The 26950-nt window shown below is 71.5% G+C and carries 21 protein-coding genes; 10 read left to right on the plus strand and 11 right to left on the minus strand.

The window, feature by feature from the left end; genetic code table 11:
• Positions 1-7: 7 nt before the first annotated feature.
• The 4 genes from E1J50_RS01305 to E1J50_RS01320 form a co-directional block, all read right to left on the minus strand.
• Complete coding sequence (locus tag E1J50_RS01305; RefSeq protein ID WP_132249606.1) at positions 8-4912, minus strand: malto-oligosyltrehalose synthase; 4905 nt, start codon at positions 4910-4912, stop codon at positions 8-10.
• A 124-nt stretch (positions 4913-5036) separates the two neighbouring features.
• On the minus strand, positions 5037-6839 hold the full coding sequence (treZ, locus tag E1J50_RS01310; RefSeq protein WP_132249608.1) for a malto-oligosyltrehalose trehalohydrolase: 1803 nt from the start codon (positions 6837-6839) through the stop codon (positions 5037-5039).
• 152 nt (positions 6840-6991) lie between these two features.
• The gene (gene glgX / locus E1J50_RS01315) at positions 6992-9097 is read right to left on the minus strand and encodes a glycogen debranching protein GlgX (RefSeq protein WP_132249610.1); all 2106 of its coding nucleotides are present in this window, start codon (positions 9095-9097) and stop codon (positions 6992-6994) included.
• Between the two features lie 39 nt (positions 9098-9136).
• Positions 9137-10558 carry an alpha,alpha-trehalose-phosphate synthase (UDP-forming) gene (locus E1J50_RS01320; RefSeq protein ID WP_132249612.1) on the minus strand — a complete coding sequence of 474 codons (1422 nt, stop codon included), beginning with the start codon at positions 10556-10558 and terminating at the stop codon, positions 9137-9139.
• A gap of 421 nt (positions 10559-10979) precedes the next feature.
• Between E1J50_RS01320 and E1J50_RS01325 the strand changes: the two genes are divergently transcribed.
• From E1J50_RS01325 to E1J50_RS01370, 10 genes are all read left to right on the plus strand, one after another.
• Positions 10980-11471 (plus strand): hypothetical protein, encoded by a 492-nt coding sequence (locus E1J50_RS01325; RefSeq protein WP_132249614.1) that lies wholly within the window; start codon positions 10980-10982, stop codon positions 11469-11471.
• 11 nt (positions 11472-11482) lie between these two features.
• Positions 11483-11893, plus strand: a complete 411-nt coding sequence (locus E1J50_RS01330) for a phage holin family protein (RefSeq protein ID WP_132249616.1) — start codon at positions 11483-11485, stop codon at positions 11891-11893.
• 5 nt (positions 11894-11898) lie between these two features.
• Positions 11899-12279 (plus strand): DUF3618 domain-containing protein, encoded by a 381-nt coding sequence (locus E1J50_RS01335; RefSeq protein WP_132249618.1) that lies wholly within the window; start codon positions 11899-11901, stop codon positions 12277-12279.
• Positions 12280-12341: 62 nt separating this feature from the next.
• Positions 12342-13238 (plus strand): hypothetical protein, encoded by an 897-nt coding sequence (locus tag E1J50_RS01340; protein WP_132249620.1) that lies wholly within the window; start codon positions 12342-12344, stop codon positions 13236-13238.
• A 99-nt stretch (positions 13239-13337) separates the two neighbouring features.
• Positions 13338-14069: a 5-oxoprolinase subunit PxpB gene (gene pxpB / locus E1J50_RS01345; protein ID WP_132249622.1), complete on the plus strand. Its 732-nt coding sequence runs from the start codon at positions 13338-13340 to the stop codon at positions 14067-14069.
• Positions 14066-15082, plus strand: a complete 1017-nt coding sequence (locus E1J50_RS01350) for a 5-oxoprolinase subunit C family protein (RefSeq protein WP_245516386.1) — start codon at positions 14066-14068, stop codon at positions 15080-15082. Before pxpB ends, E1J50_RS01350 begins: the two co-directional genes overlap by 4 nt.
• A gap of 53 nt (positions 15083-15135) precedes the next feature.
• Complete coding sequence (locus E1J50_RS01355; protein ID WP_132249624.1) at positions 15136-16233, plus strand: apurinic/apyrimidinic endonuclease family protein; 1098 nt, start codon at positions 15136-15138, stop codon at positions 16231-16233.
• A 46-nt stretch (positions 16234-16279) separates the two neighbouring features.
• Positions 16280-16831: an RBBP9/YdeN family alpha/beta hydrolase gene (locus E1J50_RS01360; protein WP_132249626.1), complete on the plus strand. Its 552-nt coding sequence runs from the start codon at positions 16280-16282 to the stop codon at positions 16829-16831.
• Between the two features lie 177 nt (positions 16832-17008).
• Positions 17009-17515, plus strand: coding sequence for a hypothetical protein (locus tag E1J50_RS01365; RefSeq protein WP_132249628.1), 507 nt, complete (start codon positions 17009-17011; stop codon positions 17513-17515).
• 141 nt (positions 17516-17656) lie between these two features.
• Entirely contained in the window at positions 17657-17911 is a 255-nt protein-coding gene (locus tag E1J50_RS01370; RefSeq protein WP_132249630.1) for a hypothetical protein, read from the plus strand.
• 3 nt (positions 17912-17914) lie between these two features.
• On the opposite strand, the gene E1J50_RS01375 is transcribed toward E1J50_RS01370, so the two are convergent.
• The 7 genes from E1J50_RS01375 to pncB form a co-directional block, all read right to left on the minus strand.
• Complete coding sequence (locus E1J50_RS01375; RefSeq protein ID WP_132249632.1) at positions 17915-18940, minus strand: YcjF family protein; 1026 nt, start codon at positions 18938-18940, stop codon at positions 17915-17917.
• A 70-nt stretch (positions 18941-19010) separates the two neighbouring features.
• Entirely contained in the window at positions 19011-20456 is a 1446-nt protein-coding gene (locus E1J50_RS01380; protein ID WP_132249634.1) for a YcjX family GTP-binding protein, read from the minus strand.
• Between the two features lie 73 nt (positions 20457-20529).
• Positions 20530-21720: a hypothetical protein gene (locus E1J50_RS01385; protein ID WP_132249636.1), complete on the minus strand. Its 1191-nt coding sequence runs from the start codon at positions 21718-21720 to the stop codon at positions 20530-20532.
• 94 nt (positions 21721-21814) lie between these two features.
• Positions 21815-22603 carry a histidinol-phosphatase gene (gene hisN / locus E1J50_RS01390; protein WP_132249638.1) on the minus strand — a complete coding sequence of 263 codons (789 nt, stop codon included), beginning with the start codon at positions 22601-22603 and terminating at the stop codon, positions 21815-21817.
• A gap of 73 nt (positions 22604-22676) precedes the next feature.
• Complete coding sequence (locus E1J50_RS01395; RefSeq protein WP_132249640.1) at positions 22677-24710, minus strand: AI-2E family transporter; 2034 nt, start codon at positions 24708-24710, stop codon at positions 22677-22679.
• A gap of 152 nt (positions 24711-24862) precedes the next feature.
• Complete coding sequence (locus tag E1J50_RS01400) at positions 24863-25621, minus strand: LamB/YcsF family protein (protein ID WP_132249642.1); 759 nt, start codon at positions 25619-25621, stop codon at positions 24863-24865.
• A gap of 9 nt (positions 25622-25630) precedes the next feature.
• Positions 25631-26923, minus strand: coding sequence for a nicotinate phosphoribosyltransferase (gene pncB / locus E1J50_RS01405; RefSeq protein ID WP_132249730.1), 1293 nt, complete (start codon positions 26921-26923; stop codon positions 25631-25633).
• Between the last annotated feature and the right edge of the window lie 27 nt (positions 26924-26950).

Genomic DNA, 26950 nt, shown 5'->3' on the forward strand with positions numbered 1-26950 from the left:
CTTCGCCCTAACCCACGCGCCGCAGGACGGCGCAGGGGAGGTGCGCGAACAGGCGCCCCAGATCGAGCCGGCCGCCCGCGTGATGCTCGCCCGTCAGCAGATCCTGCCACGCCCCCGGCGCGTCGAGCCCCGTGCCGGCGAGCGTCTCGCCGGTCCATGGCCCGTCCCCGATCAGCTTCGAGACGAGGCGTGGAACCGCGACGAGCAGTTCGCCGGCTTCCGCGGTGCCATCGGAACGTGTGAAGGCGATGACATGATCCGCGTGCGCGCCGCTCGCGGCGAGTGGCTCGTAGCCGGCCTCGGCGTAGAAGCCCGCGCGCTCCGCCCTGTCGCGCAGGAGGGCGGCCAGCACGGCCTGCTTCACCTGCCCGTCCTGCCAGGTCGGCAGCAGGTCGGCCGCCGCCCGGCCCGTCTCGAGAGCCGCTGCGCGAGCCTTGTAATCCACTGGACGGCGGTTGTCGGGATCGACGAAGGAGAAGTCCCAGAACTCCGTGCCCTGGTAGGTGTCGGGCAGGCCGGGCAGCGTCGCTTTCAGAACCGTGCGCCCGAGGCTCGCGATCATGCCGAGATGGGCGAGGCGCCGTGCGAAGGGGCGGAGCTTCGTGAGGAAGGCCGAGCCCGGTGCGACGATCGCCTCGAACAGGGCGCGCACCGCGCCTTCATACGCCTCGTCGACGTTGACCCAGCTCGACCGGCGCTTGCCCTCGCGCATCGCCTTCTCGGAATAGGCGGTGAGCCGCGCCCGGAAATCCTCGATGGCCCCTGCGTCGTCGCCCTCCAGGAGTTCGAGGGGCCACGCGCCGAGGATCGCCTGCAGGAACATCCACTGGTCGTTCGGGTCGGGTGCCGGCTCGTCGTCGAGGCTGCCGAGATGGGGGCCTGCGGCCTCCCGCCAGATGTCCCAGGCGCGGGCCCACTCCTCCGGCAGCTCCGAGAGGGCGAGGAGACGCGTGCGGGCATCCTCGCCGCGCTTGGTGTCGTGGGTCGCCGTGGCGATCATGGCGTTCGGCCAGTCGCGGGCGCGAGCCGCCTGGAGCGCGTGGAAATGCTCCGCGTCGATGCCGTACTCGCCCGGATCGCCGCCGACCTCGTTCAGCCCCAGCAGCATGGCGTAGCGGTAGAAGAGCGTGTCCTCCAGGCTCTTGGCCATCACCGGCCCGGTGAGCTGCTGGAAGCGGCGGCGGAAGCGCAGCACGACGCGCGGGTCCGGCCGGCCCGGTCCCGACGTGTCGACGCGCCCGAGGAGGGCATTGGCGGCGAAATCGTGCACCGAGCGGTCGGGCAGCGCGCTCCAGCGCTTGGCCTTGGCGACCGCCCCCTCGATCAGGCGCACGTCCTCGGATTCCACCTCGCTCTCGTCGAGATCGGGCGGCAGGTAGCTGCGGTAGGTGGGAAAGCGCGCGATGATCTCGATGAGCGCACGGCGGATCGCGTTGAGGGAGAAGTCGCGGGTGCGCCGGTCGGAATCGGCGATCTCCTTGAGATCGGCGGTCAGCACCTCGAGTTCGCTCGCGAAGCTGATCTCCAGGATCTCGGACTTGGCGGCGCGAAGCTGGAAGCCGTAGGGCTCGTCGAAGCCCGTCGCCCACTCGTAGAGGCGCTTGATCCTCGCGCGCTTCTCCTTGTCGACCAGGATGCCGTCGAGCTGGTTCAGCACGTCGTAGCCGGTGGTCCCTGCGACCGGCCAGGGCCGCAGCCGCTCGCCGGGCTCCAGGATCTTCTCCACCACCACGTAGAAGCCGGGGCCGACCGCCGCCTGAAGCGCCCTCGCGTAGCCGAGCGGATCGGCGAGCCCGTCGATGTGGTCGATGCGCAATCCGTCGATGCGGCCCTCGCGGACGTGCCGGAAGATCGTCTCGTGGGAGCGGTGGAAGATGTCGGACTTCTCGACGCGAAGCCCTGCGAGCGAGTTCACGTCGAAGAAGCGCCGGTAGTTGATGTCGCTGGACGCCACCCGCCAATGCGCGAGGCGGTAGGCTTGGCTCTCCAGAAGCCGGTGCAGCGGCCCGAAGCTCTCTGGATGGCCCTTGAAGCCATTGAGGAGCTTGAGGGTGCGCGCCACCGCGTCGCCGATGGCGGGCGTGCCCCGGACCAGCTTCGCGAGCCGCTGCTTGAGCCCCTCCGCCTCCTCCGGGAAGGCGAGGCGGCGCTCGCGCGTGGTCTCCTCGCCCATGCGGCGCAGCCGCTCGGAGATGGTGAGCAGCTCGGCCGAGGCGTCGTCGCCGACCTCGCCGAGCGCCGCGAGAACCCGGTTGAGGATCGTCGGATAGTTGAGCGGGCGGATCGGGAACTGGTGCTCGTAGTGCCAGACGCTGAAGGCGCCGGCGGCCGCGTCGAATTTCAGCTCCAGCGTCCCCTTCTCCAGGGCCTCGCCGTAGCGATCGCCGAGGAAGGGTATGACGAGGTTGCGGTTCGCCCCCTGTCGCTCCCAGTCGATGTCGAAGGCGTGTGCGAAGGGCGAGAGCGGCCCCCATTCGAGCACCGAGAGCCACCACGGATTGTCCGCGCCACCGACGCCCATATGGTTCGGCACGATATCGACGAGGAGCCTCAACCCGTTGGCACGCAGCGCATCGGACAGGCGCACGAAGCCCGCCTCCCCGCCGAGTTCCGGGTTGATCGCGCCGTGATCGACGATGTCGTAGCCGTGGGTCGAGCCGGGCCGCGCCTTCTGCAGCGGCGAGGCGTAGACGTGGCTGATGCCGAGCCGCGCCAGATAGGGCACGATGGCTTCCGCGTCCGCGAAGGTGAAGTCCTTGTGGAATTGCAGGCGATAGGTTGCCCGCGGCGGCTCGGAGGCGAGGCGTGCCGCGCCCGAGCGGGGTCCGCGATCCTCCGCCGAGAGGGAGGCGGCGAGCTTGGCCAGCGGACCGCCGGGCGCTGCGATGGAGTCGAGGTTGCGGTCGAGCTTGCGCCGCCAGTTCGGGTAGCCCTCGGTCGAGCCCGGCACGTTGGCCTGACTCAGTTCCGAGACCACGTCCTCGTACTGCACGGCCGTCAGCATGGCGGGCGCGCGGGCGAGATAGCGCGCGGCGGCCTCGAAGGGCGCGGCTTCCGGCGGGTCGTAGGAGGCGAGGAGTTGCTCCCCGGCCAGCGCCTCGGTGAGGCGGGCGCGCTCGCTCACGCGCTCCGCGCGCTCGGCATCCGCCCGATCGGAATCGTAGAGGCCGAGGGACTGGCGGGTATCCGTGTCGACGCCTCGCCACCAGCCGACGAAGGTCGGCAGATCGTGCGTCGTGATGGCCGTGAGCGCGTCGCGGGGATAGGCGTCCGGCGCCTTGAACCGGCCCTCGTGCTCGCGCTCGAAGGCGAGGATGCGGTAGCTCAGGACGCCCGCCTGCATCAGCGCGTCCGAGAAGCCCTCCGGCGCCGTGCCGAGGTCCTCGGCGATCACGAGGCACTTGTTGCGGTGGCTCTCGAGCCGCAGGACCGCGAGCATGGGCTCGAAGGGCATGGCGACGTAGGCGCCCTCGCGCGCGCTCCCCGTCAGCGGGATCAGGTAGAGCCGGGCGAGCTGGAAGGCGTGGTCGATCCGGATTGCGCCGGCGTGGCGCATGTTGGCCCGCACCAGCGCGCGGAAGGCCGCGAGCCCGTCGCGCTCCATTTCCAGGGGATCGAAGGCCGGCAGGCCCCAATCCTGGCCCTTCGGCGCCAAAAGGTCCGGCGGCGCTCCGATCGAGACGCGGTTGGCGAAGCGCTCGGGATGCGACCAGACCTCCGAACCGCCGCGATCGGCGCCGACGGCGAGATCCCGGTAGAGGCCGATCCGCATGCCGGCCTTGAGAGCTGCCGCGGACGCCTCCTCCAGCTGCCGGTCGGCGAGATATTGCAGCCAGGCATGGTAGGCCACCTCGTCGGCCTGCGAATCGGCGAAGCTGCGCACGGCCTCGGTCTCGGCGCGGCGATACTCCTCCGGCCAATCCCCGAGCCAGTGGGCGCCCTGCCCCCGGAAATGCTCGGAGAGGGCCTCGAAGACGGCGTGCGAGCGCAGATCCTCGCCGCCCTCCTCCCGGAAGGCGTTGAAGCCGGGGTCCGTCCCGGCGCGAGCGGGCGAATCGGCCCAGAGGGTGCGCAGAACCGGCGAGAGCACCTCCCAGACCCCGGCATGGTCCACGAGGGCGGCATCGCGAAGGGCCTCGACGCGCTTGCCCTGCTCCGCGAGGAGAGCGTCGGCGCGCGAGCCCTTGAAGCCCGGCAGCGCGCCGGGCTCGATGAAGAGCGTCTCCAGGAACAGGCGGGAGGAGGGCGAATAGGGCGAGATCTTAGTCCGGTCGCTCTCGAACAGAGCGTGGACCGGGCTCAGCCCCAGGAAGGAGGCGCCCCGCAGGCCGGCATCGTTGGCGGCGCGGCCGGCATCGGCGTAGGTGCCGATGCCGAGATTGCCCGGCGAGCGCAGGCCATAGAGCTGCGCGGCGAGGCCCCAGTCGCGGGCGCCCTCATCGGCGTAGGCCCGCGGGCGCCAGCAGCGCTGGGGTGCCGCGATGACCCAGGAATCGGCGCTCCGCTCGCCGAGCGTCACGGAGAGGTGGTGGTAGCCCGGCGTCAGGGGCGGCAGCTCCAGTGTGGGATCCGACCCACCGAGCGTGACGCGACCCTCGCGCGCCTGTCCCCGCTCGTCGACGAGGCGCCAGACGAGAATCCCGTCGACAAGCGTCCCCTCTCCCGCCTGCACCGGCACCCGATGGCTGCGGCGCGCCTCGATGGGCAGGAGCGGCGGGATCAGGCCACGGCGCAGGGCTTCGACCCGGCGAAGGCTGCCGGCAATCTCCGCGTCGTCGCCGACGGCGAAGCCGAGGGCATCGAGCAGGCCGGCCCGCGCGTCGAGCGATGTCTCGACCCGCTGCCCGAAAGCGTCGGTGTAGCCCGCCGCGACGCCGACGAGGTCTGCGAGCCGTTCGAGGTTGCCGGTCAAAGTATCAGGTCCATCTCGCGCATCGGAAAATCGGAAGTGCAGGCGTCCGCGCCGTCACCCTCTCCCGAACCGGAGACGATGACACGCCGCGTCCCGCCGGGAGCGGCGAAGACGCTCCCGTCCCTCACGCCTCGCTCCCTCTCAGGAAGATCCCGGTCCAGCCGGGCAGATGCCCGCTCTCGTCCGGGGCGTTCGTCCAGAACACGCGCCCGCCCGCCAAATCGGCCGCGAAGGGCTCCGAGCCGACATTGGCGACGAAGCGGTAGCTGCCGCCCGTGAAGCGCCAAGTGCAATCCACCACGTCTTGCCGCGGAAGCGTGGCGGTCGCGCCGAGGTATCGGGTCTTCGTCAGCGGCACCACGACCTCGCTGCGCAGGGCGAGCAGGCGCGTCGTATCGGCCAGAACCTCGCGGTGCGGCGAGCGCTCGCGCTCGGACCAATCCAGCCTCGAATCCGTGAAGGTCTTCGCCTCGGTCGGGTCCGGGATCACGGAGGTATCGTCGGCGAATGCCGCGAAGCTCTTGAACTCGCGCCGCCTGCCCTCGCGAACCGCCCTGTTCAGGTCCTCGTCCGGTGCGAAATCGACGAAGAACAGGAACGGCGTCGAGGCCGACCATTCCTCCCCCATCCAGAGCATCGGGATCTGCGGCGCGAGCAGGAGGCCCGCTCTGGCGAGCGCGAGACGATCCGGGGCGGCAAGCTCGCTCAGGCGCTCGCCGAGAGCCCGGTTGCCGACCTGATCGTGGTTCTGCAGGAAGGTCACGAAGGCCGAGGGAGGCAGGTGGCCGGATGGCTCGCCCCGCGGGTGGTTGTCGAGCGTCTTGAAGGGTTCGCCCTGGTAGGCGAAGCCCTCCGAAAGGCAGCGGGCGAGGTGCTCCACCGGGCGGTCGCTGAAGCTCTCGTAATAGCCCGCATCCTCGCCCGTCAGCAGCACGTGCCAGCAATGGTGGAGGTCGTCCGCCCATTGCGCGCTGTGCTGGCGGGGCGTGCCGCTGTCGTCGCGCTCCAGCCAGCGCGCCTGGTTCGCCTCGTTCTCGAGAACGAGATGGATATGCCGGTTCGGCAGCCGCTCCCGCACGGTCTCGCCGAGCTCGGCCAGAAAGTGGCGCTCGGAATCGTCGAGGATCGCGTGCACCGCGTCGAAGCGCAGCCCGTCGAAATGGTACTCCTCCAGCCAGTAGAGGGCGTTCTGGAGGAAGTACTGGCGGACCACGTGGCCGCTCTCGGCGCCGTCGAAATTGATGCCCGCGCCCCAGGGAGTCTGGTGGCGCTCGGTGAAGAAGGTCTTGGCGTAGGCGTGGAGATAGTTCCCGGCCGGGCCGAAGTGATTGTAGACCGCGTCGAGGAAGACCATCAGGCCGAGGGCGTGCGCCCGGTCGATCAGCCGCTTCAAGTCCTCCGGCCGGCCGTAGGCGGCGTCGGGCGCATAAGGCAGCACCCCGTCGTAGCCCCAGTTGCGGCTGCCCTTGAAGTCGGCGATCGGCAGGAGCTCGATCGCGGTGACGCCGAGATCGCGCAACTCCTCCAGGCGCTTCTCGAGGCCCGCATAGGTGCCCTCCGGCGTCGCGGTGCCGACGTGGACCTCGTAGATCACGGCTTCCTCGAAGGGGCGGCCAGTCCAAGCGCCGTCGCTCCAGGCGAAGGCGGCGGGATCGATCACCTCGCTGAGGCCGGAGACGTCGTCCGGTTGGAAGCGCGAGGCGGGATCCGGCACCACGAGATTGCCATCGACGCGGAAGCCGTAGCGGGCGCCGGCCCGGGCGTCACGCAGCGTCGCCTCGCGCCAGCCCTCCCCCACGTCCGGGAAAGCGTGATCGGACCCGTCGGCGACGAGGACGACGTCCTGCGCCGTGGGCGCCCAGAGACGGAAGCGCACGCCGTCCGGGACGATCTCGCTGCCAAAGGCCATCGTGTGGGCGCGCCGCATCAGGCCACCATCCTCGTCTCTCGCAATTGAAGCTGGCGTGTCGGGCTCCGCCTTCCTGAGAAGCTTGCCCCGAGCGGTCTGGTTCCCCGCACCGCAACTAAGGCGTCCGCAACGGTCGGCAACCGTGGCCCGGAATGGTCCAGGCTCAAAATTCAGGCGCCGCCAGTCCCTGCGCCGTTCGGCGCTGCGAGGACGAGGATCGTGCGCGCGGGCAGATCGACGAGGGCTGCCTCCCGGTAGGCAGGATGAGCCTTCGACACGGCGCCGGTCGGCGAAGCCGTGTCGAAGATCGGCCTCCACGGACCGCCGATCGCCGCGCTGAGCTGGAACGCGCAGCCCTCCTCGGCGCCGTTGACGAGGATGAGCAGACGGTCGCCGTGCTCGTGGTCGTTGCCGATCTGCATGCCGAAAGCCTGACGATCCGCGTCGGCCCAATCCTCGGGCTCCATCTCCGAGCCGGTCGGAGCGAGCCAGTGCACGTCACGCAAGGCTTCGTCCGGATCGAGGCGGGCTCCGTCGAGAAAGCTGCGGCGGCGCAGGCCCGGCTGCTCCCGGCGCAGCCGCGTCAGGTTCGCCACGAAGAGGCCGAGATCGGGGTCCGGATCCTGCGCCCAGTCCATCCAGCTCGTCGAATTGTCCTGGCAGTAGGCGTTGTTGTTGCCGCCCTGCGTGCGGCCGCGCTCATCGCCCATCAGCAGCATCGGCACGCCCTGCGCGAGGAAGATCGTCGCCAGCATGTTGCGCACCTGCCGGGCGCGGAGGGCCAGGATCTCGGGGTCCTCCGTGGCACCCTCGACGCCATAATTGCGCGAGACGTTGTGGCCGTGGCCGTCGCGGTTCTCCTCGCCGTTCGCGGCGTTGTGCTTCTCCTCGTAGGCAACGACGTCGGCGAGCGTATAGCCGTCGTGGCTCGCTGCGAAATTGATGCTCGCCAGCGGCGAGCGACCGGAGGGTGCGAAGATCTCCCGCGAGCCCGCGAGCCCCTGCGTGAGTTTCGGCAACTCGCCGCGATCACCCCGCCAGAAGCCGCGCACGCTGTCGCGGAACTGGTCGTTCCACTCGCTCCAGCCGCGGGGATAGCCGCCGAGCTGGTAGCCGCCCATGCCGATGTCCCAGGGTTCGGCGATGAGCTTCACGCGGGCCAGAACCGGGTCCTGCGCCACCGCCTGGAAGAAGGCGGCGCGGGGGGAGAAATCGTGCGGCGCGCGGCCGAGCGACGAGGCGAGGTCGAAGCGGAAGCCCGCGACGCCGTAGGCCGTGACCCAGTGGCGGAGCGAATCGAGCACGAGCTGCAGCACGCGCGGGTGCGCCACGTCGAAGGTGTTGCCGCAGCCCGTGCAGTCGATCTCCCGGCGCGGATCCTCCGGGTTCAGCTTGTAGTAGCTCGCGTTGTCGATGCCGCGGAAGGAGAGCGTGGGCCCCGTGTGGTCGGCCTCCGCGGTGTGGTTGTAGACCACGTCGAGGATGGTCTCGATACCGGCCGCGTTCAGCTCCCGGATCGCGGCCTTGAGGCCGGGAATGCCGGTCTCGCCGAGGTAGCGCGGATCGGGCGCGAAATAGTTGAGCGGCGAGTAGCCCCAGAAGTTGACGAGACCGCGCTCGACGAGGAAGCGGTCGTCGGCAAAGGCCTGGATCGGCAGGAGCTCCAGCGCGGTGACGCCGAGCTTCCACAGATGCTCGATGATGGCGGGGTGCGCGAGCGCGGCGTAGGTGCCGCGCTCGGCCTCGGGCACGTCCGGATGCATCTCCGTCAGCGCCTTGACGTGCGCCTCGTAGATCACCGTCTCCGAGAGCGGCCGGCGCAGGGGCTGGAGGGCGAGGTCGGACACCTCGGGCGCGGTGACGACCCCCTTGGGCATGTGGAGCGCGCTGTCGCGACGGTCGATCTGGTCGGGCCGCTGCAGGCCGCGGCGGTGGCCGTAGAGCGAATCGTGCCAGTGAATGCGGCCCGAAATCTCCCGCGCATATGGGTCGAGGACGAGCTTGGCCGCGTTGAACCGGTGCCCGGCTGCCGGGTCCCAGGGCCCGTGGACGCGGTATCCGTAGAGCTGCCCCGGCAGCACGCCGCGCAGATACCCGTGCCAGACATCGTCCGTGCGGCAGGGCAGCCGGATCGTGCGGGTCTCGTGCCGCTCGTGCGGCTCGAACAGGCAGAGATCGACCGCGGTGGCGTGCTCGGAGAACAGCGCGAAGTTGACGCCGCGGCCATCGAAATGCGCTCCGAGGGGAGCCGGCACGCCGTCGTCGAGGCCGATCATCGGGGCGCGCTCAGAAGCCAGGCGGCGGCGTGCGCGGGACTATTCCGCCGCCGCAGCGGCCGTCGGCGGCTCGCGCTCGACGGTGCGGAAATTCTCGAGTTCCGAGAGGAAGTTGCGCGCCCACCAATCCACGTCCTCGCGCGTCATCCGCTCGGCCATCGGCCTCCAGCGCTCCAGCCGCTCACCCCTCGGCATGTAGAGTGCGGTGCGGATCGCCTCCGCGACCTCGAAATGGTCGTACGGGTTGACGAGGATCGCCTCTGGCAATTGGCGTGCCGCGCCCGCGAACTTCGAGAGGACGAGCACGCCCGGATCCTCTTCGCTCTGGGCGACGACGTATTCCTTGGCGACGAGGTTCATGCCATCGCGCATCGGTGTCACGAGGCCGACCCGGGCCGCCCGGTAGAGGCCGGCGAGCACGGTGCGGGGATAGGCCTTGGTGACGTACTGGATGGGCGTCCAGGCGGGCTCGCCCAGCGAGCCGTTGATCTCGCCCACCGTCTCGTTCACCTCCCGCGAGAGCTGCTCGTATTCCGGCACCTCGCTGCGGGATTTCGGGGTGATCTGGATGTAGACGACGTTGCCGCGCTGGTCCGGGTTCGAGGCGAAGAAGCGGTTTACCGCCTCCATGCGCTCGGGCACACCCTTCGAGTAGTCGAGCCGGTCGACGCCGATCAGCAGCTTGCGGGTGCGCAGCCCCGCGATCGTGTCCCGCACGACCTTGTTGGAGCCGGCCCGCTCGGCCGCCTCCCTGAATCCCGCGACGTCGATGCCGATGGGGAAGGAGCGGATGCGCGTGCGGCGCCCGTCCACCATCAGGGAGCCGCCGCCGAGGGGGATCGCCCGCAGCGTGTCGCAGAGGTTGCGGTGCAGGTTCTGCACGTCCGGGTCGGTCTGCAGGCCGATCAGGTCGTAATCGGCGATGGCGCGCAGGAGGTCGCCGCTCGCGGGCAGCGAGTTGAACACGTCGGCGGCGGGCCACGGGATGTGGTGGAAGTAGCCGATCGGGTTCGCGATGCCGAGGCCGCGCAGCTCGGATGCGAGCGGCAGCAGGTGGTAATCGTGCACCCAGATGATGTCGTCGGGCTCGATCAGCTTGGCGAGCTGGCGGGCGAAGATGCGGTTGACCCGGCAATAGCCCGCGTAATCCGAGCGCGAGAAGGCGCCGAGCCCGAGCCGATAATGCATGATCGGCCACAGCGCCCGGTTGGCGAAGCCGGCGTAGTATTCCCGGTGATCCTGCGGTGAGAGGTCGACGACGGCGTACTGGACGCGGCCCCGGTCGATCAGCGTCGGCTCCTCGGAGGGATCGTCGGCGATGTTGCCGCTCCAGCCGAACCAGAGACCTTCGTAGGCGGTGAACGCTTCCTTCACGGCGACGGCGAGGCCGCCGGCTGCGACCGCCTTGCCGCCCTCTTCGGGGACTGCAACGCGGTTGGATACGATGACAAGGCGTGCCACGAAGCCGGCTCCGGTCCTCAGAACGCGGGCGCGAGGGTGCCCGCGCCCGGCCATAACGTGTCCTCGGGTGAACGCGCGGAAGCCAAGCGCGATCCGTTGGCACTAGCCAAGCGCGATCGTCCCCTTCGGGTCAAGATGCAGTTTTCGCAGGTGCACGAAGAAAGTCGCGGGTCGTCCCGCATCGCCGTCCGCGGATCGCGGCCTCTCTCATGTCCCGTCAAGCCCCGGAATCCAGCCGTGCCGCCAAGCTCGACAATCCTGCCCCGCCCTGCCTGAACGAAGGCTGAGCCGCCATGGCGCAACGGCACGGAGGCCGGCACCGCGGCTGCGACGGCGGCAGGGGGTGCGGCGGAACCGGGGGCGACCGGGGCGGTTACTCAGCCGACACGCCCCTCCGCCCTGCAGTGCTAGGAGTAAGCCCATGGCCGCCAACGCGTCTCCCAATCCATCCGACGGGCCGGCGGGCACGGGCGATCCGGCCGATTGGCGCACCCTGAAGGACGATGTCGAGGACATCCGCGACACCGCGGTCGAGCGCGGCCGCGGCCTCATGGACGCCGCCCGCGCCCAGGCGCAGGAGTACGTCGAGCGCCGCAAGTCCGATGCCGCGCAATCCGTCAACGATCTTGCCCGGACGATCCGGGATTCGAGCAAGACCTTCGACGACCGACCGAACATCAAGGCGTTCTTCGATAGCGCGGCGGAGGGACTGGAGCAGCTCGGCGGCTCGATCGATGCCCGCAGCTTCTCGGATTTCTACGAGGATGCCGAGGCCTTCGCGCGCCGCGCGCCGGTCGCCGTCGCTGTGGGCACTTTCGTGGCTGGCTTCATCGCGGCCCGGTTCATCAAGTCGTCGAGCCTGCCGGTGGAAAATCGCTTCGGCCGCGATCGGTACGACGGTCGCACCTCCTGAGGGATCGCGAGATGTCGAATGGATCCCATCCGAACGGCGCGCCGACGAGCATCCAGAGCCTCGTCGGCGATGCCCTGCGCGAGACGAACGAGCTCGCGCGCAAGGAGATCGCCCTGTTCCGCGCCGAGATGGCGAGCAACGTGCGCTCCCTCTTCATTGGCCTGGCCTGCCTCGTGGGTGCAGCGGTCTTCGCGGTCGTGGCGCTGCTCGTGCTGATCGACGCGTTCGTCAAATGGCTCGCGACGATCGTCGGCTCGGAATGGCTCTCGGCGCTGATCGTCGGCGGCGTCCTCCTCATCGTCGCGGTGGGTCTGGCGCTCTGGGGCCGGAGCGCGATGTCGCTCTCCACCCTCGCGCCGACCCGCACCACGCGCCAAGTCCGCCAGGATGCCCGCGCCCTGTCTGAGAGGGTTTCCGGATGAGTTCGATGAACGAGCTGGAGCGCGAGATCGAGGAGAGCCGCGCGCGCCTCGACAGCACGATCGACCGCATCCAGAACCGCCTGTCCCCGGCAAGCCTCGTCGACGAGATGCTGGGCAGTGCCCGCCGGACGCCGCTCAACGGCGCCTACGACGGCGCCCTCGAGGCTGTGCGCCGCAATCCCGTGCCGGTGATGCTGATCGCGGCCGGTCTCGGATGGCTCCTCTACCGCATGCAGGACGATGCGGCGCGGGCCGGGCGCCTGCGCCGGGCGCGCCGCTCGGCCGACCGCGTTCCCGTTCTGAATACCGGCGCGGCACGCGTCTACGACCCCGACCTGCCACCCGGCCGGCCGGCCCGCGAACTCGCCGAGGAAACACAGATCTGACGGCGCCTTCGCGCGTCTTGAGCGCGACGCGGCACCGGACACGAGACGAGAGGAGTATCGCCATGAGTGAATCGGGCAATCCCCAGAAGGACGGCCGCAGCCTGCCCGACGACATCGCCGCGGCGGCGGGCATGCCGAGCGGCCCCGGCGCCGCGCGGAGCCAGCACGCCGGCGGAGGCGCCGGCGGGACCACGGGCGGCAACCTCGACCCGCACGCGCAGGCCCAGGATTTCAGCCTGCGCCCCGACTCGACCGGCGCCCACGATCCGCTCGGGGCCGCGCGCACCGATCCCCATGCCAAGCCGCAGGACTTTTCCTTCCGCCCCGATGCCGGGGGGAGCCGCGATCCGGGCGGCCATGCAGGCCTGACCGGTCAGGAGACGCGCTCCGCCGCGGGCGACGCGGCGGGCCGCGCGCGAGGCGCCGCGTCCCAGGCCGCCGGTCAAGCCTCCGACCTCGCGGGACAGGCGCGCGACCGCGCATCGGACTTCGCGAGCGGGGCCGGCGACCGGCTGCGCGGCGCGGCGGACGACGTCCGCGAGCGTGCCTCCGAAGCCTACGACGACGCCCGGACCTGGATCTCCGACATGCAGAGGGACCAGCGCCGCCGCGTCGAGGATCTCGCGGCCCGCGGCCAGGACCGGCTGCGCCAGCACCGCTCCAGCGCGGAGCTCTTCGTGCAGGAGAACCCGCTCCTCGTCGGCGTGGTCGGCTTGGCGGCAGGTCTGCTCCTCGGAGCCCTGCTGCCGCGTACCCGGAGCGAAGACCGCAATCTCGGACCTTACGCTGACGAGTTGCGTGGGCAGGGCCTGCGCTACGCCCGCGATTTCGCCGACCGAGGCCGCGAATTCGTCGAGAACGCCCTCGATCCGGACAATCTCAACGCGACTGCCCAGCGTGCCGGAGCCCAGCCGGGTTCGGATTACCAGGGCGAGGAGCGGGCGGCGCACCGGCTCTGAGACCACATGCCGGGGCAGGTTTCTGTCCCCGCAACACTGTGAGCGACGCGGATCGTGCTAGGATCCGCGTCGCTCACGCCGTCCAATGCCTCGATGCCCTTGACCGAACCCAGCTTCCGCGTCCTCGCCTGCGGCGACACGGCGCTCACGGTCGAGTTCGGAGAGGCGATCGACCCCGCCCTGAATGCGGCCGTGCTTGCGCTGGAGGCCCGGATCCTCGCGGCCCGCCCCGCCGGCCTCGTCGAGACGGTGCCGACCTACCGATCGCTCACGCTCCACATCGATCCCCTCGAGACCGATCCGGCCGCCGTCGAGGAGGCGGTGCGGGAACTCGCGCGCGGTGCCCTCCCCGTCCCGGCGCGGCGGCGACTCTGGCACGTGCCGGTCGTCTACGGCGGCGAGCACGGGATCGACCTCGACAGGGTCGCCGAGCATCACGGCATGCCGGCCCGGGAGGTCGTGGAGCGACATGCCGCCCCTGAATATCGGGTCGTGATGCTCGGGTTCCTGCCGGGCTATGCCTATCTCGCGGGCCTCGATCCTAGGCTCGCCCTGTCCCGCCGCCCGAACCCGCGGCCCGTGACGCCTGCCGGCACGATCTCGATCGGCGGCGCACAGGCACTCGTCGCCAGCATCGCGGCGCCGAGCGGCTGGCATCTCCTCGGGCGCACCCCGGTACGCAGCTTCGCGCCGGGACGGGAGCCCGTCTTCCTGTTCGAGCCCGGCGACGCGATCCGCTTCATGCCGACCGATCCCGCCCGGTGGGACGCCCTCGACCGGGCCGCCGCCGCGGGCGAGTGGGTGGCGGAACGCGTGGAGCGTGATGCGTGAGCCGCGCCCATCTCCTCGTGCTCGAATGCGGGCCGGCGACCGGCCTGCAGGATGGTGGGCGGCCGGGCTACCAGCGCCAGGGCCTCTCGGGCTCCGGCCCGATGGACCGCCTCGCCCTCGCTGCGGCCAATGCCCTCGTCGGGAACGCGCCGGGCGTGGCGGCCCTCGAACTCGCCCTCACCGGCGCTCGCCTGCGCGCTGCCGGCGGCAGCGTGCGCCTCGCGCTCGCCGGCGCACCCTTCGGGCTCTCGATCGACGGCGAGGCCGTGGGCGATCACCGCTCGTTCCAGGTGCCGGACGGCGCGACGCTGGTGCTCCGGCCGCCGCGTCAGGGTCTGTTCGCCTATCTCGCGGTGGCCGGCGGCATCCACGTGCCCGAGAGCCTCGGAAGCCGCGCCCTTCATCTCCGGGCGGCACTCGGAGGCCTCGAGGGCCGGAATCTGCGGGCGGGCGACCGCCTGCCCGTCGCGACCTGCACCGACGCCGCGCCGGACCGGGCGCTCGTTCCCCTACCCCTCGACGCCGACGAGCCCGTCCGCGTCGTCCTCGGTCCTCAGGCCGACCATTTCCCGGACGAGGCCGTCGCGGACTTCCTGGCCACCCCCTACACCGTGTCGAACCGGGCCGACCGGATGGGTTACCAACTCGACGGGCAGACGATCCGCCACGGGGGGCGCGGCTTCAACATCGTCTCCGACGCGACCGTCCCGGGCTCGGTCCAAGTGCCCGGCAGCGGCCTGCCGATCATCCTGATGGCCGACCGCCAGACCACGGGCGGCTACCCGAAGATCGCCACCGTGATCTCGGCGGATCTCCGTCGCGTCGCCCAGCGCCGACCCGGCGAGCCTCTGCGTTTCGCGCCGGTCTCGGTGGATCGTGCGGTTGCCCTCGCCCGCGAGGCGGCGGCGCTGCAGGCCGGTTTGGCGGGGCGACTCGGTCCGGTCACCTCCCGCGAGGAGCGGCTGATGGAGGCGAACCTCGCCGGCGATGCCGTCGATGCCCTCGCGCCCTGACACCGCGACCGGCCAAGCTTGCGTCGAATCCGCACCGTCCGCGTTGTCGCCCCATGAGCGACGCCCCGACCGACGAGACCACCGGCACGCCCCGCCTCGGCTTCTGCTGCAAATTCATCCCGGACGAGCCGCCGGGCACCCACAAGACGGTCAAGGCGGCCAAGGAGGCGGCGCTCGCCATGAACGTCACCAGCGTGACGATGGCCTATCTCCAGCGCCAACCGCCCGCGGCGGCGCAGGCGAAGCTTGGCGACATCGTCGGGCACAACCTCACCGCACTCGCGCGGCAGGTGGAGTGGGTCGGCGCGCGGCCTCCGCTGGAGCGGCTCCTGCGGATGGCGAGCTCGATCCTGCCCGGCTACACGCACCCCGTCGTCAAGCCCTTCTATGCCGAGCCGGACCTGCGTGCGGCCGTCGAGACCGGCCTTGCCGAGATCGGCGAGCGGGCACGGATCCTCGGCGTGCGCCTCAGCCTGCATCCCGGGCCCTTCTGCATCCTCGCCTCGCGCAACGAGGCAGCCCTGCGCAACGGCATCGAGGAGCTCGATTACCACGCCGAAATCATGGACATGATGGGCTACGGCACCGGCTGGCACCCGCACGGCGCCCACATCAACATCCATGTCGGCGCCCGCGACCCCGGCACCGAGGGCTGGCGGGCGAACCTGCCGAAGGTCAGCCGTGTCGCGCGCGACCTCGTCACGGTGGAGAACGACGAATCCTCCTTCGGGCTCGATGCGGTCCTGACCCTGAGCGACCTCGTACCCGTCGTCCTCGACATCCATCACCACTGGGTCGAGAGCGGGGGAGAGTACATCGAGCCAGACGATCTCCGCATCGCGCGGGTCCGCGATTCCTGGCGAGGCGTGCGTCCCGTCTCTCACATCAGCGTCTCGCGCGAGACGCTCCTGCCCGACCACGATCCCGACCGGCTGCCCGACTTCGCGGCCCTGCGCGCGTCCGGGCATTCCTGGCGGGATCTCGCCGCCCATTCCGACCTGATGTGGAACCGGGCCCTCAACGCCCTCGTCGGCCGCCACCTCGCCTGGACGGATTTCGAGATCGAGGCGAAATCCAAGAACCTCGCCTCGGTCGGCATCGCGGCGCAGATCTCCGGCTCGCTCGCTCCCCTCGCCGTCGCGGCGGCGTGAGGAGGCGGGTCGACGGCGCTGCCGCGAGCCGTTATCGCGAGTCGCCATGAAGACAGCCGATTGCGACATCCTCGTCATCCCGGGGCTCGCCGGCTCCGAGGAGGAGCACTGGCAGGCCCGCTGGGCGAGCCGCCTGCCCACTGCCCGCATCGTCGAACAGGCGGATTGGGATCGGCCGGAGCCCGAGGCTTGGTGCGGCCGGATCCGGGAGGCGGTCGAGGCGTCGACCCGACCCGTCGTCCTGATCGCCCACAGCCTCGGCGTCATCGCGAGCGTCGCCGTCGCACCCGCCCTGCCCCCGGGCGTCGTGCGCGGCGCCCTCTTCGTCGCGCCGCCCGACATCGAGCGCACGCCGAACCTGCCCGAGAGCGTGCGCGCCTTCGCGCCGATCCCGCGCGAGCCCCTGCCCGTCCCCGCCCTCGTCGTGGCGAGCCGGACCGATCCGTACTGCACCTACGAGCGCGCCGAGGATCTCGCTTATGCCTGGGGCGCGGTGATCGTCGATGCGGGCGAATCGGGCCACATCAACGTGGCGAGCGGGCACGGGCCTTGGCCGGAGGGTCTGATGCGCCTCGCGGGTTTTCTGAAGAACCTCTGATCAGTCGTTCAATCCCCTGTTCGCTTTGCCGTGTCGGCAGGCGGCCGCGCGCTGCGCGAGAATGTCGGCCTGGGACAATTCGGGAACTGATCCAGGTTAAGCTGGTTTCATCCGCGAAAGCAGGCCGCGGCGCTCCGCCGGGGGCCGCGCTATCCTTGCGATTTCACGGAGAACCAGATGAAAAGCGGACGGATCCTCGCCGGCCTCGCGCTCGCGTGCCTGACCACTCCCGTTCTTGCGGGCCCCTGCACCGAGCAGATCGCGGCTGTGGCGAAGCAGCTGGAGAGCAGCCCCGCCGCGGGCGCGGCCGTGACGGGCTCGGTCTCGGGCAGCGTCGCCGAGACGAAGTCCGATGCCAGGACGTCCCGCGACAAGACCGCCGCCACCGAGAGCGCCCCGAGCCTCAACAAGGATGGCAGGACGGGCGGCGTCGGCGGCAACGACGAGGTGAATGCGGCGGCCGCCGACCGCGCCACCTCCGCCGCTGACGTGCGCCGGCAACAGGAGGGCAAGCCGACGGCCGCCGCGAACCCCGCCGCGGCCGGCAACGCCGACAGCGGCGAGAGCCGGGCCAAGAACCTCCTCGCCGAGGCGCGCGCCCTCGACGCCAAGGGCGACGATGCCTGCAAGGGCAAGCTCGCCGAGGCCAAGGATGCGGGCGGCCTGAGCCAGAGCTACCGCTGAGGTCGCGCAGGCCCGCGCCGGGTCGGAATGCTGTCGCAGGAATGCGGGGGCTTTCTCGTTTCCGGGCGCGCTCTTAACCCCTCGTTTACCATCCTCGCGCTCGATGGTGCCGACCCACCCGTCCGCAGAGTGCGAGGACTCATGACGAGAAAAGAGCTTCTGGCCCGCCTCGACGCCGTGCAGGCGGCCCTCGGCCCCCGCGCCAATACGAGCTTCAACAGCTCGATCTTCAACGACGCGGCGCTCCTGAAGCGCATCGAGGCGTTCGAGGCGCAGGTCGCCGTCGCCGACAAGCCGAAGCCGGCCGAGTATACCGGCAACATGTTCAGCCGCATCCAGAACCGCAGAAATGCCGCGCCGGCCGCACCCGCCCGGACGCTGGTGACGGGGCAGTAGGCCTCAGCTCTGCTCCTCCCGGGCGGGACGCAGCAACTCTCCCGCGACGTCCGCCAGCCGCGGGGGCGCCTCGCGGGTGAAGGGCAGCGGACGGCACACCGCGATGGCCGCGAGCCCGAAGCGTGCGGTCATCAGGCCGTTGAGCACGCCCTCGCCGAGCTTCGCCGAGACGCGGGCGGCGATGCCGAGGCCGAGCACCTGTTGCACCACGCTGTCGCCGACCGCCATGCCGCCGGTGACGGTGAGATGGGCGAAGGCGGCGCGCGCGAGCCGCAGGAAGCCGAGGAAGCCCGGCCTCCCGCCGTAGATCGCGGCGATCCGGCGCAGTAGCCGCACCGCGGAGAACACCACGAACGCGACGTCGACGATGGCCCGCGGGCTCAGCGCCGTCACCGCCGAGACCTGCTTGGCGGCCGTGGCGATGGCGCCGCGCGCCTGCGCATCGAGGGGCGCGAGGAGTTCGCGCTCGGCGATGCCGATCCGGTCCTCCACGTCGAGGATCGCGTCCCCGAGCGTGTCGAGGCGCCGGCGTCCCTCCGCGAGCGGCGCCCGCTCGGCGTAGAAGGCGGCGAGATCCCGCACCACCGCCTGTGCGCCGGTATGATCCCGGGTCGCGATCGCCTGGATCGCGGCCTCGCGCAGCTTCTCGATCCGCCGCTCGCGCCAGAGACCCCCGATCTCGCGGCCGACGATCGCCAGGAAGGCCAAAGCCGCCAGCGCGAGGAGCGCGAGGGCGACGCCGCCGAGCCACGGTGCGGCCTGGAACAGGTCTGCGATCAGCCGCTCGACCGACAGGCCGATCCCCAGGGCAACGAGCCCGCCGAGGGCGGAGAGGAGCAGGCCGAGCCAGGGTGCACGGCGCCGGCCGGCGACCGGCACGGGCGTGCCGTCCGCCGCGTCGACGATCTCGAAGGGCTCCTCGACCATCCGGACCTGGGCGGGAGGCGCGACGGGCGGTGCGGCGCCGGCCTCCGGGGCAGCGCCCGGTGTTGGCATGCGGAAGGCGCGCGGGCGCTGGGAGGAACTCATGCGAGGAATCCCGAGACAATGGGGCGGCCGGTCTGAGACCTGGCCACGGGGAGCGAGGCGGACGCCGCGCTCACGCCAGCCGGTCCCCGATCAGGAACTGCATCGCCCGGTCGAGCCGGATCTGCGGCAGGTGGCCGGGGCGGCCGAGGCCGTCGGGCCGCACCAGGGGCGGGCGGAAGCGCGGGAAGCGGAGTGAGCCGGGCTCGACCGCGCCCTCGAGCACCGCCTCCGGCCGGGCGGGTAGCTCGCCGGGGAAGATCGCGGCCTCGCCCAGCCCGTCGAAGGTCTCGTCGCCGACCACCTCGCCCGCCTCCGGCGTGCCGGTGACCGCGCGGAAGGTGGCCTCGCCCTCGTGCACGGTGGTCTCGCGGGTGGCGCGCACGGAGGCGAGCGCCACCGTGCCGACGCGGGCCCCCGCGGCCTCCGTCCGGCGCATCGCCCGCGAGACGAGGAGGCGCAGGAGGGCGTCGAGGCGGTCGTGGCTCGTCTGGTGGAGGTGGTCGGCCTTGGTGGCGGCGAAGAGCACGCGGTCGGCGCGGGGCGCGAACAGCCGGGAGAGCAGCGAGTTGCGCCCGATATTGAGGCTGAGCAGCACGGAATCGAGCGCCTCCTCCAGTTCCGCCAGGGCGGCCGGCCCCGCATCGACTGCCGCGAGCACGTCGACGAGCACGATCTGCCGGTCGACCCGCTGGAAATGGTCGCGAAAGAAGGGCTCCACCACCTTCGCTTTGTAGGCCTCGAAGCGGCGCTCCATGAGGCCCGCGAGGCTATCCGGCGCCAGCGCCTCGGGCAAACGGTCGAGGGGCGCGAAGGTGAGCGCGGGCGAGCCCGCGAGATCGCCGGGCATCAGGAAGCGGCCGGGCGGGGTCGTCGCCACCGCCTCGGGACCGGCGCGGAGACCGGCGAGATAGGCCTTGAAGGCGTCGCTCGCGCGCTCGGCCAGGGGTTCGTCGAGGGGGCCGTTCGGATCGAGGCCGGAAAGCATGGCGAGCCAGGGCGCGGCGATTCCCGCGCGGCCGGCCCGGCGCGTCCCCGCGATCGTGGCGCGCGACCACGTCGTGTAGCTCTGCTCGATCAAGGCGAGGTCGAGGAGCCACTCGCCCGGATAATCCACCACGTCGAGCATCAATCTGCCCGGCCCCGAGCGCCAGCCGCCGGCCCGCTCGTACTCGATGGCGAGGCGGAACTGGCTGATCCGGTCTGTGGAGCGCGGCCAGCGCCGCTCCTCGGTGAGCGCCGCGAAATGCTCCTCGAAGGGGAAGCGCGGCACGTCGTCGTCGGGCTGCGGCACGAGGCGGGCCCGGCGCAGGCGCCCCTCCTGCGTCGGCGCGAAGGCGGGCAGCGCGTGCGTCTCGACGAGATGGTGGATCAGGGCCGTCGTGAACACGGTCTTGCCCGAGCGTGCGAGCCCGGTGACGCCGAGCCGCAATGTCGGCTGGATCAGGAAGTCGCTGGAGGCCTCGGCGAAGGCCTTCACGGCCGATCCGGCGCGCGCGGCGAAACTGTTCAGGGGCAAGGCGAGCTCGGTGGGATGATGTGACCGGCCGCTGAGGTGGCGCGCCGGCCGGTCGGCCGCAAGGCTTGGGTGCCTACCGGCCGGCCTCCGCGGTGGGGGCGACGCGCACCGTCGAGGCGGAGAGCCGGGCGATCGCGGCCTGCACGAGGTCCGGCCCGGCCCGCAATGTGCCGAGTTCGACCCCCGACATGGCGAGCATGACGGGTGCGAGGTTCGGCAGCGGCCCGCCCGCCTCGTCGAACAGCTTCAGGTCGTCGCCCGGCTTCAGCCCTACGCTTCCGGCGATGCGGGCGGCGTAATTCCCGATACGCACCTCGTCGTTGCCGCAGAGGGGGGGTGGCAGGCGCAGGTCGAGGAGCGGCAGGCCCGCCGCGATCGCCGGGAGGGCGGCCGATTCCGCGACGAGCCGGTCGGGCGAGAGGCTGGAGCGGGTGAGCAGCGCGGCGGGGTCGTCGGCCCCGCGCAGCGGCGTGCGGGCGGCGGAGCGCTCCGGCGCCGCCGTGACGCCGGCCGCGATGTCGGCGACGGGCCGCAGGGATGGGAGCGGTGCGCGGCCGGGACGCCTGGCGGGGTTGCCGGCCATCCGCGCCAGCGGCGACCAGGGCTGGACGCGCAGGGCCGGCCGCGCCGCGGCAGCAGCGCGGCGGGGCTGCGCCGAGGCCGTCGCGCGCCGGGGCGCGCCCCCTCGGGCATGCCGGGCGAGGAAGCGGGCGCGGAGCGTCCGGCCGATGCCCTGCGGCGCGAGGGCCGTCGAGACGGACGGCGTGCGCGGGACAGAGCTCCGCTGGACGGTGGCCGCCGGCACCCCGCAGGAGGCGGGAGCCCAGCGGCGCACGATGGTGAGTGCCGTGCGCCGCCCGTATTCACGGTAGTAGCGGCGCAGGAGCTGAGCGGCGGCGTCCGCCCCGTCCGCGGCGGTGGCGAAGCCCGTGTGGCCCTCCCCATCGCCGCCGAGCTCGCCGGACCAGCGGGCCTGCTTGATGCACCAGTAATTGTTGAGCTTGACGCAGCGCGCCACGAAGGCGGGCTCGGTCCGTGAGAAGCGCGCGACCAGCGCCAGCGAGGCGGGGCGGAGCGCCGCGCCCGCTTCCTGACGCCAGTTCGTGACGGCCCGGGCCTCGGCCGCGAAGCGCGGCGGTACCGGTGCCGGGGACGGCATCACGAGGGCGAGCCGCGCCGCTTCACCTCCGGCCCGCGCGGCCTCCAGCCCCGCCTCGATCCGGGGCGTCAGGGTCGTCAGGACGAGGAGCGCGGCAAGGAGCAAGGCGGGACGGCCGAGGGTTCGAGGCGCGGCGAAGCTTGGCCACCCTCAGGCAACGGCGGCGCGCCGTGTTCGGTTCAACCGGTGGTAAGGTTCGTCAGGGGTTCAACGCGGCGAGCGCCGCCGCGTGCAGGCGCCGGTCGCCGGCCGCCACGACGCGACCGCCCTGCGTCGCCGGGCCGCCGTCCCAGGCCGTGACGACCCCGCCTGCGCCCTCGACGATCGGGATCAGGGCGACGATGTCGTAGGGCTTCAGCCCCGCCTCGACCACGAGGTCGATCTGCCCGGCCGCCAGCATGCAATAGGCGTAGCAATCGGCGCCGTAGCGGGCCATCCGGACGCTGGCCTCGATCGACCGGTAGCGCTCCGCCTCCTCGCCCTCGGCGAAGAGCCGCGGGTCGGTGGTGGCGAGGATCGCCTCCTTCAGGCTCTCGCAGCGGCGGGTGCGGAGCGTGCGCTCGCCGCGGGCATGGCGCAGCTTCGCGCTCGCGCCGTCGCCGAAGAAGCGCTCGTTGAGGAAGGGCTGATGCATCAGCCCGCGCACCGCCATGCCTCCGCGCGTCAGCCCGATCAGGGTGCCCCAGGTCGGCAGGCCGGCGATGAAGGCGCGGGTGCCGTCGATCGGGTCGAGCACCCAGACGCACTCCGCGTCGAGCCGCTCCGAGCCGAACTCCTCGCCGAGGATGCCATGGGTCGGGAAGGTCTGACGGATCATGTTGCGCAGCACGACCTCCGCCGCCCGGTCGGCTTCGGTGACGGGGTCGAAGGCGGCGGCGCCCCGCGCCTTGTCGTCGAGGCCGAAATGCGCGCGGAAGAAGGGCAGGATCGCCTGTCCCGACTGGGTGGCGAGATCGTCCATGAACCGCGCGAGATCGACGACGCTCATCGGCAAGGCACCCTCTGTCGGCGGCGCGCGGGCCCCGGTTTCCGATGACGGAAGCGGGCTCGGAGCGGCGGCGTCAAGCCCCCGCGAGATCGGAGTTCGCCCGGTCGGGTTCGGTGCGCCCGCTCGCCGAGAGCGCCGTCACCCGACCGGAGGAGAGGGCGCGCGGCTCGGCCTCGACCGCGGCGAGCACCACCTCGACCGCCGCGCGGAGCGAGATCACGTTCTCGTCGGCGCCGAGGGCGGCGAGGCGCGCGGCGTCCCCAAGGATCTCGTCGTCGGCCCGCCAGAGGCCGGCGACGATCCGCACCTGGGGCATCCGCCGGCGCAGCCGCCCGACGAGCCGGCGCAGGTGGGTCGGTTCCCCGCTGATCGCCAGCGAGATGATGCAGGCGATCCGCGCGGGACCGGGCGAGAAGGCGTCGATGCGGGCGCGCGCCACCTCGGAGAAGGGCACGATCCGGGTGCCGATGCCGCGCTTCTCCAGGAGCTGCGCCAGGATCGCGGCGGCGGCCCCGTCCACGAAGCCGCGCCCGGCGACGCAGAGCACCGCCCCCTCGCGCCGCCAAGCCTCGCCGACCGAGCCGGGCGCAGGCGTGATCGGCTCGCGGCCGCAGGCCGGAGCGTTGCGCTCGCCGCCCGTGACGAGGCGGTGGGCGGCCGCCGCCGGCGCTTCCGGCGTCTCGTCGGCGCGGGAGGACAGCTCCTCGACGAGTTCAGTCACCGAGGCGCGGATCGCGGTCTTCTGCTCCGGCGTCAGCACGCCGCGTGCCGCGTCCCGCGCCGCGAGTTCCAGCCCGCGCAGCACGACCTCGTCGTAATAGGCGGAGAGCGAGCATTCCTGCAGGATCAGGTCGGCATGCTCCTGCACCTCCTCCGGGTCGTCGGCGAGGATGCGCTGGTAGAAGTTCTCGATCGGGGTAAGCGCCGGCCGGTCGCCGAACAGCACGTCGAGGAACTCGAGCCTGTCGACATGGCGGCCGAGCACCACGAGGCAGACGGTGAGGGGGGTCGAGAGCAGGAGCCCGACCGGCCCCCACAGCCACGTCCAGAACAGGGCCGAGACCAGCACCGCGAAGGGCGAGAGCCCGGTCGATTGCCCGTAGAGCATCGGCTCGATGATGTGGCCGACGATGGGCTCCAGCACCACGAACAGGGTCGCGGTGGCCACGACCATGTTCCAGCCGGGATCGACCGCGGCGGCGAGCGCCAGCGGGAACAGCGCGGAGAGGAAGGCGCCGACATAGGGCACGAAGCGCATCAGGGCGGAGAAGATGCCCCACAGGACCGGATTGGGCACCCCGATCAGGTAGAGGCCGGCGCCGATGACGATCCCGAAGGCGGCGTTCAGGGCGAGCTGCACCACGAAGTAGCGGCTCAGGCGCCGCGCGGCGTCGTCCATCGCCACCGTGGTGCGGTGCAGGTCGCTCGAGCCGGCGAGCCGGATCATGCGATCGCGCAGGTCCTCCTTCTGCATCAGGATGAAGAGCAGCACCACGAAGACGATGCCGGTGGTGGCGAGCGGCTTCATCACCGGCGAGAGCAGCGTGCCGGCCGTCTCGATCGGGCCCGGGGGACGCTCGCGCATCTCGACCAGGACGGCCTTCTCCTCCGGCTTCTCCGGGCCGGCGGCGGAGGGCGCCGGCTTGTTGCCCGCCTCACCCTCGCTGCCGGCCTGATGGATCGCCCGGCCGATATTGGCGACGTAGTCCGTCGCCCGCCCCAGCGCGCTATCCTTCAGGCCCTCGACCTTGCGCTCGATCGTGTCGCGGTAGCGCGGGACATCGCCGGCGAGATCGGCGACCTGGACGCCGATCAGCGTGGTCAGCGCCGCCACGATTCCGAGCGCGGTGATCACAGCGATCGCAACCGCCATGATCCGGCCGAGACGCAGGCGCCGCAGGAGGTCGACGAGCGGACCCAGCACGAAGGAGAACAGCACCGCGATGGCGATCGGGATGAAGATCTCGCGCCCGACATAGAGCGCGGCGACGATGACCCCGGCGATCACGACCGGCGAGGCGAGCGCCGCCTTCGGCGTCTCGGCGGCGGCGATCCGTGTCGGGCGCGGCGGGATGAGGAGCGCCTCGGGGCTCGAATTCCTGGCCATTCCGGTCTCGCCTCGAACGCGACGCCTGCGCTGCACCGCCAGGGCGGGCATCGCAGCGTGAGGAACGGCGGGAGGCCGCAATCGATCCCTGAATGAGGCCGGGGTTCTCACGGATTCGTGAGCGCGTGGCGTGGCGGCCGGGTCCGGAAACCTCAGGCCGCGAAGGGCGCGAGCACGTGGCCAGCGGCTTCGAGACGTGCGCGGACGGTTCGCGCCATCGCGACGGCGGCCGGATTGTCGCCATGCACGCAGATCGTGTCGATGGCGACGGGGATGTGCCGTCCGCCCCGCGTCTCGACGGCGCCGGCCTCCAGCATGCGAAGGACCCGATCGGCCGCGGCCTCCGCCTCGTGGATGACGGCCCCGGGCTCGGAGCGCGGCGCGAGCCTTCCATCCTCCCCGTAGGCGCGGTCGGCGTAGACCTCGCGCGAGACCGCGAGGCCGTGGGCGAGCGCCGCCCGCTCGGCAGGCAGGCCGGGCATGACCATGAGGACGAGGCCGCGATCGACCGCGCGCACCCCGCGGGCGATCGCCGCCGCGACCCCATCCTCGACATTGGCGAGGTTGGCCAGCGCCCCGTGCGCCTTGACGTGGCTGACGCGGTGGCCGGCAAGCGCCGCGCAGCCCTGAAGCGCCCCGATCTGGTAGGCGATTGCCTGCTCGATCTCGGCCGGGCTCTGCGGGATCACCCGGCGCCCGAAGCCTTCGAGGTCGCGGAAGCCCGGATGCGCGCCGAGCGCCACGCCCCGCGCCTTCGCCGCCCGCGCCGTCTCGACCATGATGCCGGGATCGCCCGCATGGAAGCCGCAGGCGACGTTGGCCGAGGTGACGATGTCGAGCATGGCCGCATCCTCCCCCATGCGCCAGGGGCCGAAGCCCTCCCCGAGGTCGCTGTTGAGGTCGATGCGCATCGCGTGATCCTAGACCACCACCGGCGCCGCCACCTGCCCGCCGGTCCCGAACACGCGCTGATAGCGCGCGATCGCCTCGGCGGGGCCGATCGCCTTGGTCGGGTTGTCCGAGATCTTCACGGCCGGGCGCCCGTTCGCCTCGATGACCTTGCAGACGATCGAGATCGGATCGAGGCCGCCGCCCGGCACGAGGCCGCGGAAATCGTTGGTGAGCAGGGTGCCCCAGCCGTAGCCGATGCGGAGGCGGCCGTGGAAATGGGCGTGGATGCGCTCGATGTCCGCGATGTCGAGCCCGTCGGAGAAGATCGCGAGCTTCGTCGCCGGATCGCTGTCATGATCGCGCCACCACGCGATCGCCTCCTCGCCGCCCGCGATCGGCTCCTTCGAGTCGATCCGCATGCCGGTCCAGTCCGCCACCCAATCGGGCGCGTTCGCGAGGAATCCCGCCGTGCCGTAGGTGTCCGGCAGCACGACCAGCAGATTGCCCGCATAATCCTGCTGCCAGTCCCGCAGGACGTCGTAGGGCGCGCGGGCGAGGGCCTCGTCGTCCTCGGCGAGTGCCGCGTAGACCATCGGCAGTTCGTGCGCGTTGGTGCCCACCGCCTCGACTTCCCGGCGCAGCGCGATGAGGCAGTTCGACGTCCCGAGGAAGCGGGGCCCGAGCCCCGCGCTCATCGCCTCGACGCACCAATCCTGCCAGAGGAAGCCGTGCCGGCGGCGCGTGCCGAAATCCGCGATCGAGAGGTCGGGAAGGTTCCTCAGGCGCTCGATCTTCTCCCAGACCCGCGTCATGGCCCGGGCATAGAGCACCTGCAGCTCGAACTTGGCCATGCCGCGCAGCACGAAGCGGGAGCGCAGCTCGTTCAGGATCGCGAGGGCCGGCACCTCCCACATCGTGGTCTCGAGCCAGGGCCCGTGGAAGGTCAGCACGTATTGCCCGTCCCGTGCCTCGAGCTCGTATTCGGGCAGGCGGAATCCCTCCAGCCACTCGATGAACTCGGCGGAGAACATCCGGCGCCGCCCGTAGAAGGCGTTGCCCCGGAGCCAGGTCGATTCCCCCCGGGTCAGGCGCAGCGAGCGGGCGTGGTCGAGCTGCTCGCGCAACTCCCCCGCGTCGACGATGGCGGCGATGCGCACGCTGCGCGAGCGGTTCTGGATGCCGAAGGTGACGTGCGTGTCGCGATGGCGGCGCAGGATCGTTTGCGCCATCAGGAGCTTGTAGAAATCCGTGTCGAGCAGCGACCGGACGATCGGGTCGATCTTCCAGGTGTGGTTGTAGACCCGCGCGGCGAGGTCGATCATGTCCGTCCGGGGCCAATCCGTTGCCAA

The organism is Methylobacterium segetis (genome assembly GCF_004348265.1).
In the GTDB taxonomy this organism is placed as follows: domain Bacteria; phylum Pseudomonadota; class Alphaproteobacteria; order Rhizobiales; family Beijerinckiaceae; genus Methylobacterium; species Methylobacterium segetis.

Coding starts and splice junctions, on each gene's coding strand:
- treZ (WP_132249608.1), bottom strand. CDS start 6,839: ATGCGGCGCGCCCACACGATGGCCTTTGGCAGCGAGATCGTCCCGGAC.
- glgX (WP_132249610.1), bottom strand. CDS start 9,097: ATGATCGGCCTCGACGACGGCGTGCCGGCTCCCCTCGGAGCGCATTTC.
- E1J50_RS01325 (WP_132249614.1), top strand. CDS start 10,980: ATGGCCGCCAACGCGTCTCCCAATCCATCCGACGGGCCGGCGGGCACG.
- E1J50_RS01330 (WP_132249616.1), top strand. CDS start 11,483: ATGTCGAATGGATCCCATCCGAACGGCGCGCCGACGAGCATCCAGAGC.
- E1J50_RS01335 (WP_132249618.1), top strand. CDS start 11,899: ATGAACGAGCTGGAGCGCGAGATCGAGGAGAGCCGCGCGCGCCTCGAC.
- E1J50_RS01340 (WP_132249620.1), top strand. CDS start 12,342: ATGAGTGAATCGGGCAATCCCCAGAAGGACGGCCGCAGCCTGCCCGAC.
- E1J50_RS01355 (WP_132249624.1), top strand. CDS start 15,136: ATGAGCGACGCCCCGACCGACGAGACCACCGGCACGCCCCGCCTCGGC.
- E1J50_RS01360 (WP_132249626.1), top strand. CDS start 16,280: ATGAAGACAGCCGATTGCGACATCCTCGTCATCCCGGGGCTCGCCGGC.
- E1J50_RS01365 (WP_132249628.1), top strand. CDS start 17,009: ATGAAAAGCGGACGGATCCTCGCCGGCCTCGCGCTCGCGTGCCTGACC.
- E1J50_RS01370 (WP_132249630.1), top strand. CDS start 17,657: ATGACGAGAAAAGAGCTTCTGGCCCGCCTCGACGCCGTGCAGGCGGCC.
- E1J50_RS01375 (WP_132249632.1), bottom strand. CDS start 18,940: ATGAGTTCCTCCCAGCGCCCGCGCGCCTTCCGCATGCCAACACCGGGC.
- hisN (WP_132249638.1), bottom strand. CDS start 22,603: ATGAGCGTCGTCGATCTCGCGCGGTTCATGGACGATCTCGCCACCCAG.
- E1J50_RS01395 (WP_132249640.1), bottom strand. CDS start 24,710: ATGGCCAGGAATTCGAGCCCCGAGGCGCTCCTCATCCCGCCGCGCCCG.
- E1J50_RS01400 (WP_132249642.1), bottom strand. CDS start 25,621: ATGCGCATCGACCTCAACAGCGACCTCGGGGAGGGCTTCGGCCCCTGG.
- pncB (WP_132249730.1), bottom strand. CDS start 26,923: ATGATCGACCTCGCCGCGCGGGTCTACAACCACACCTGGAAGATCGAC.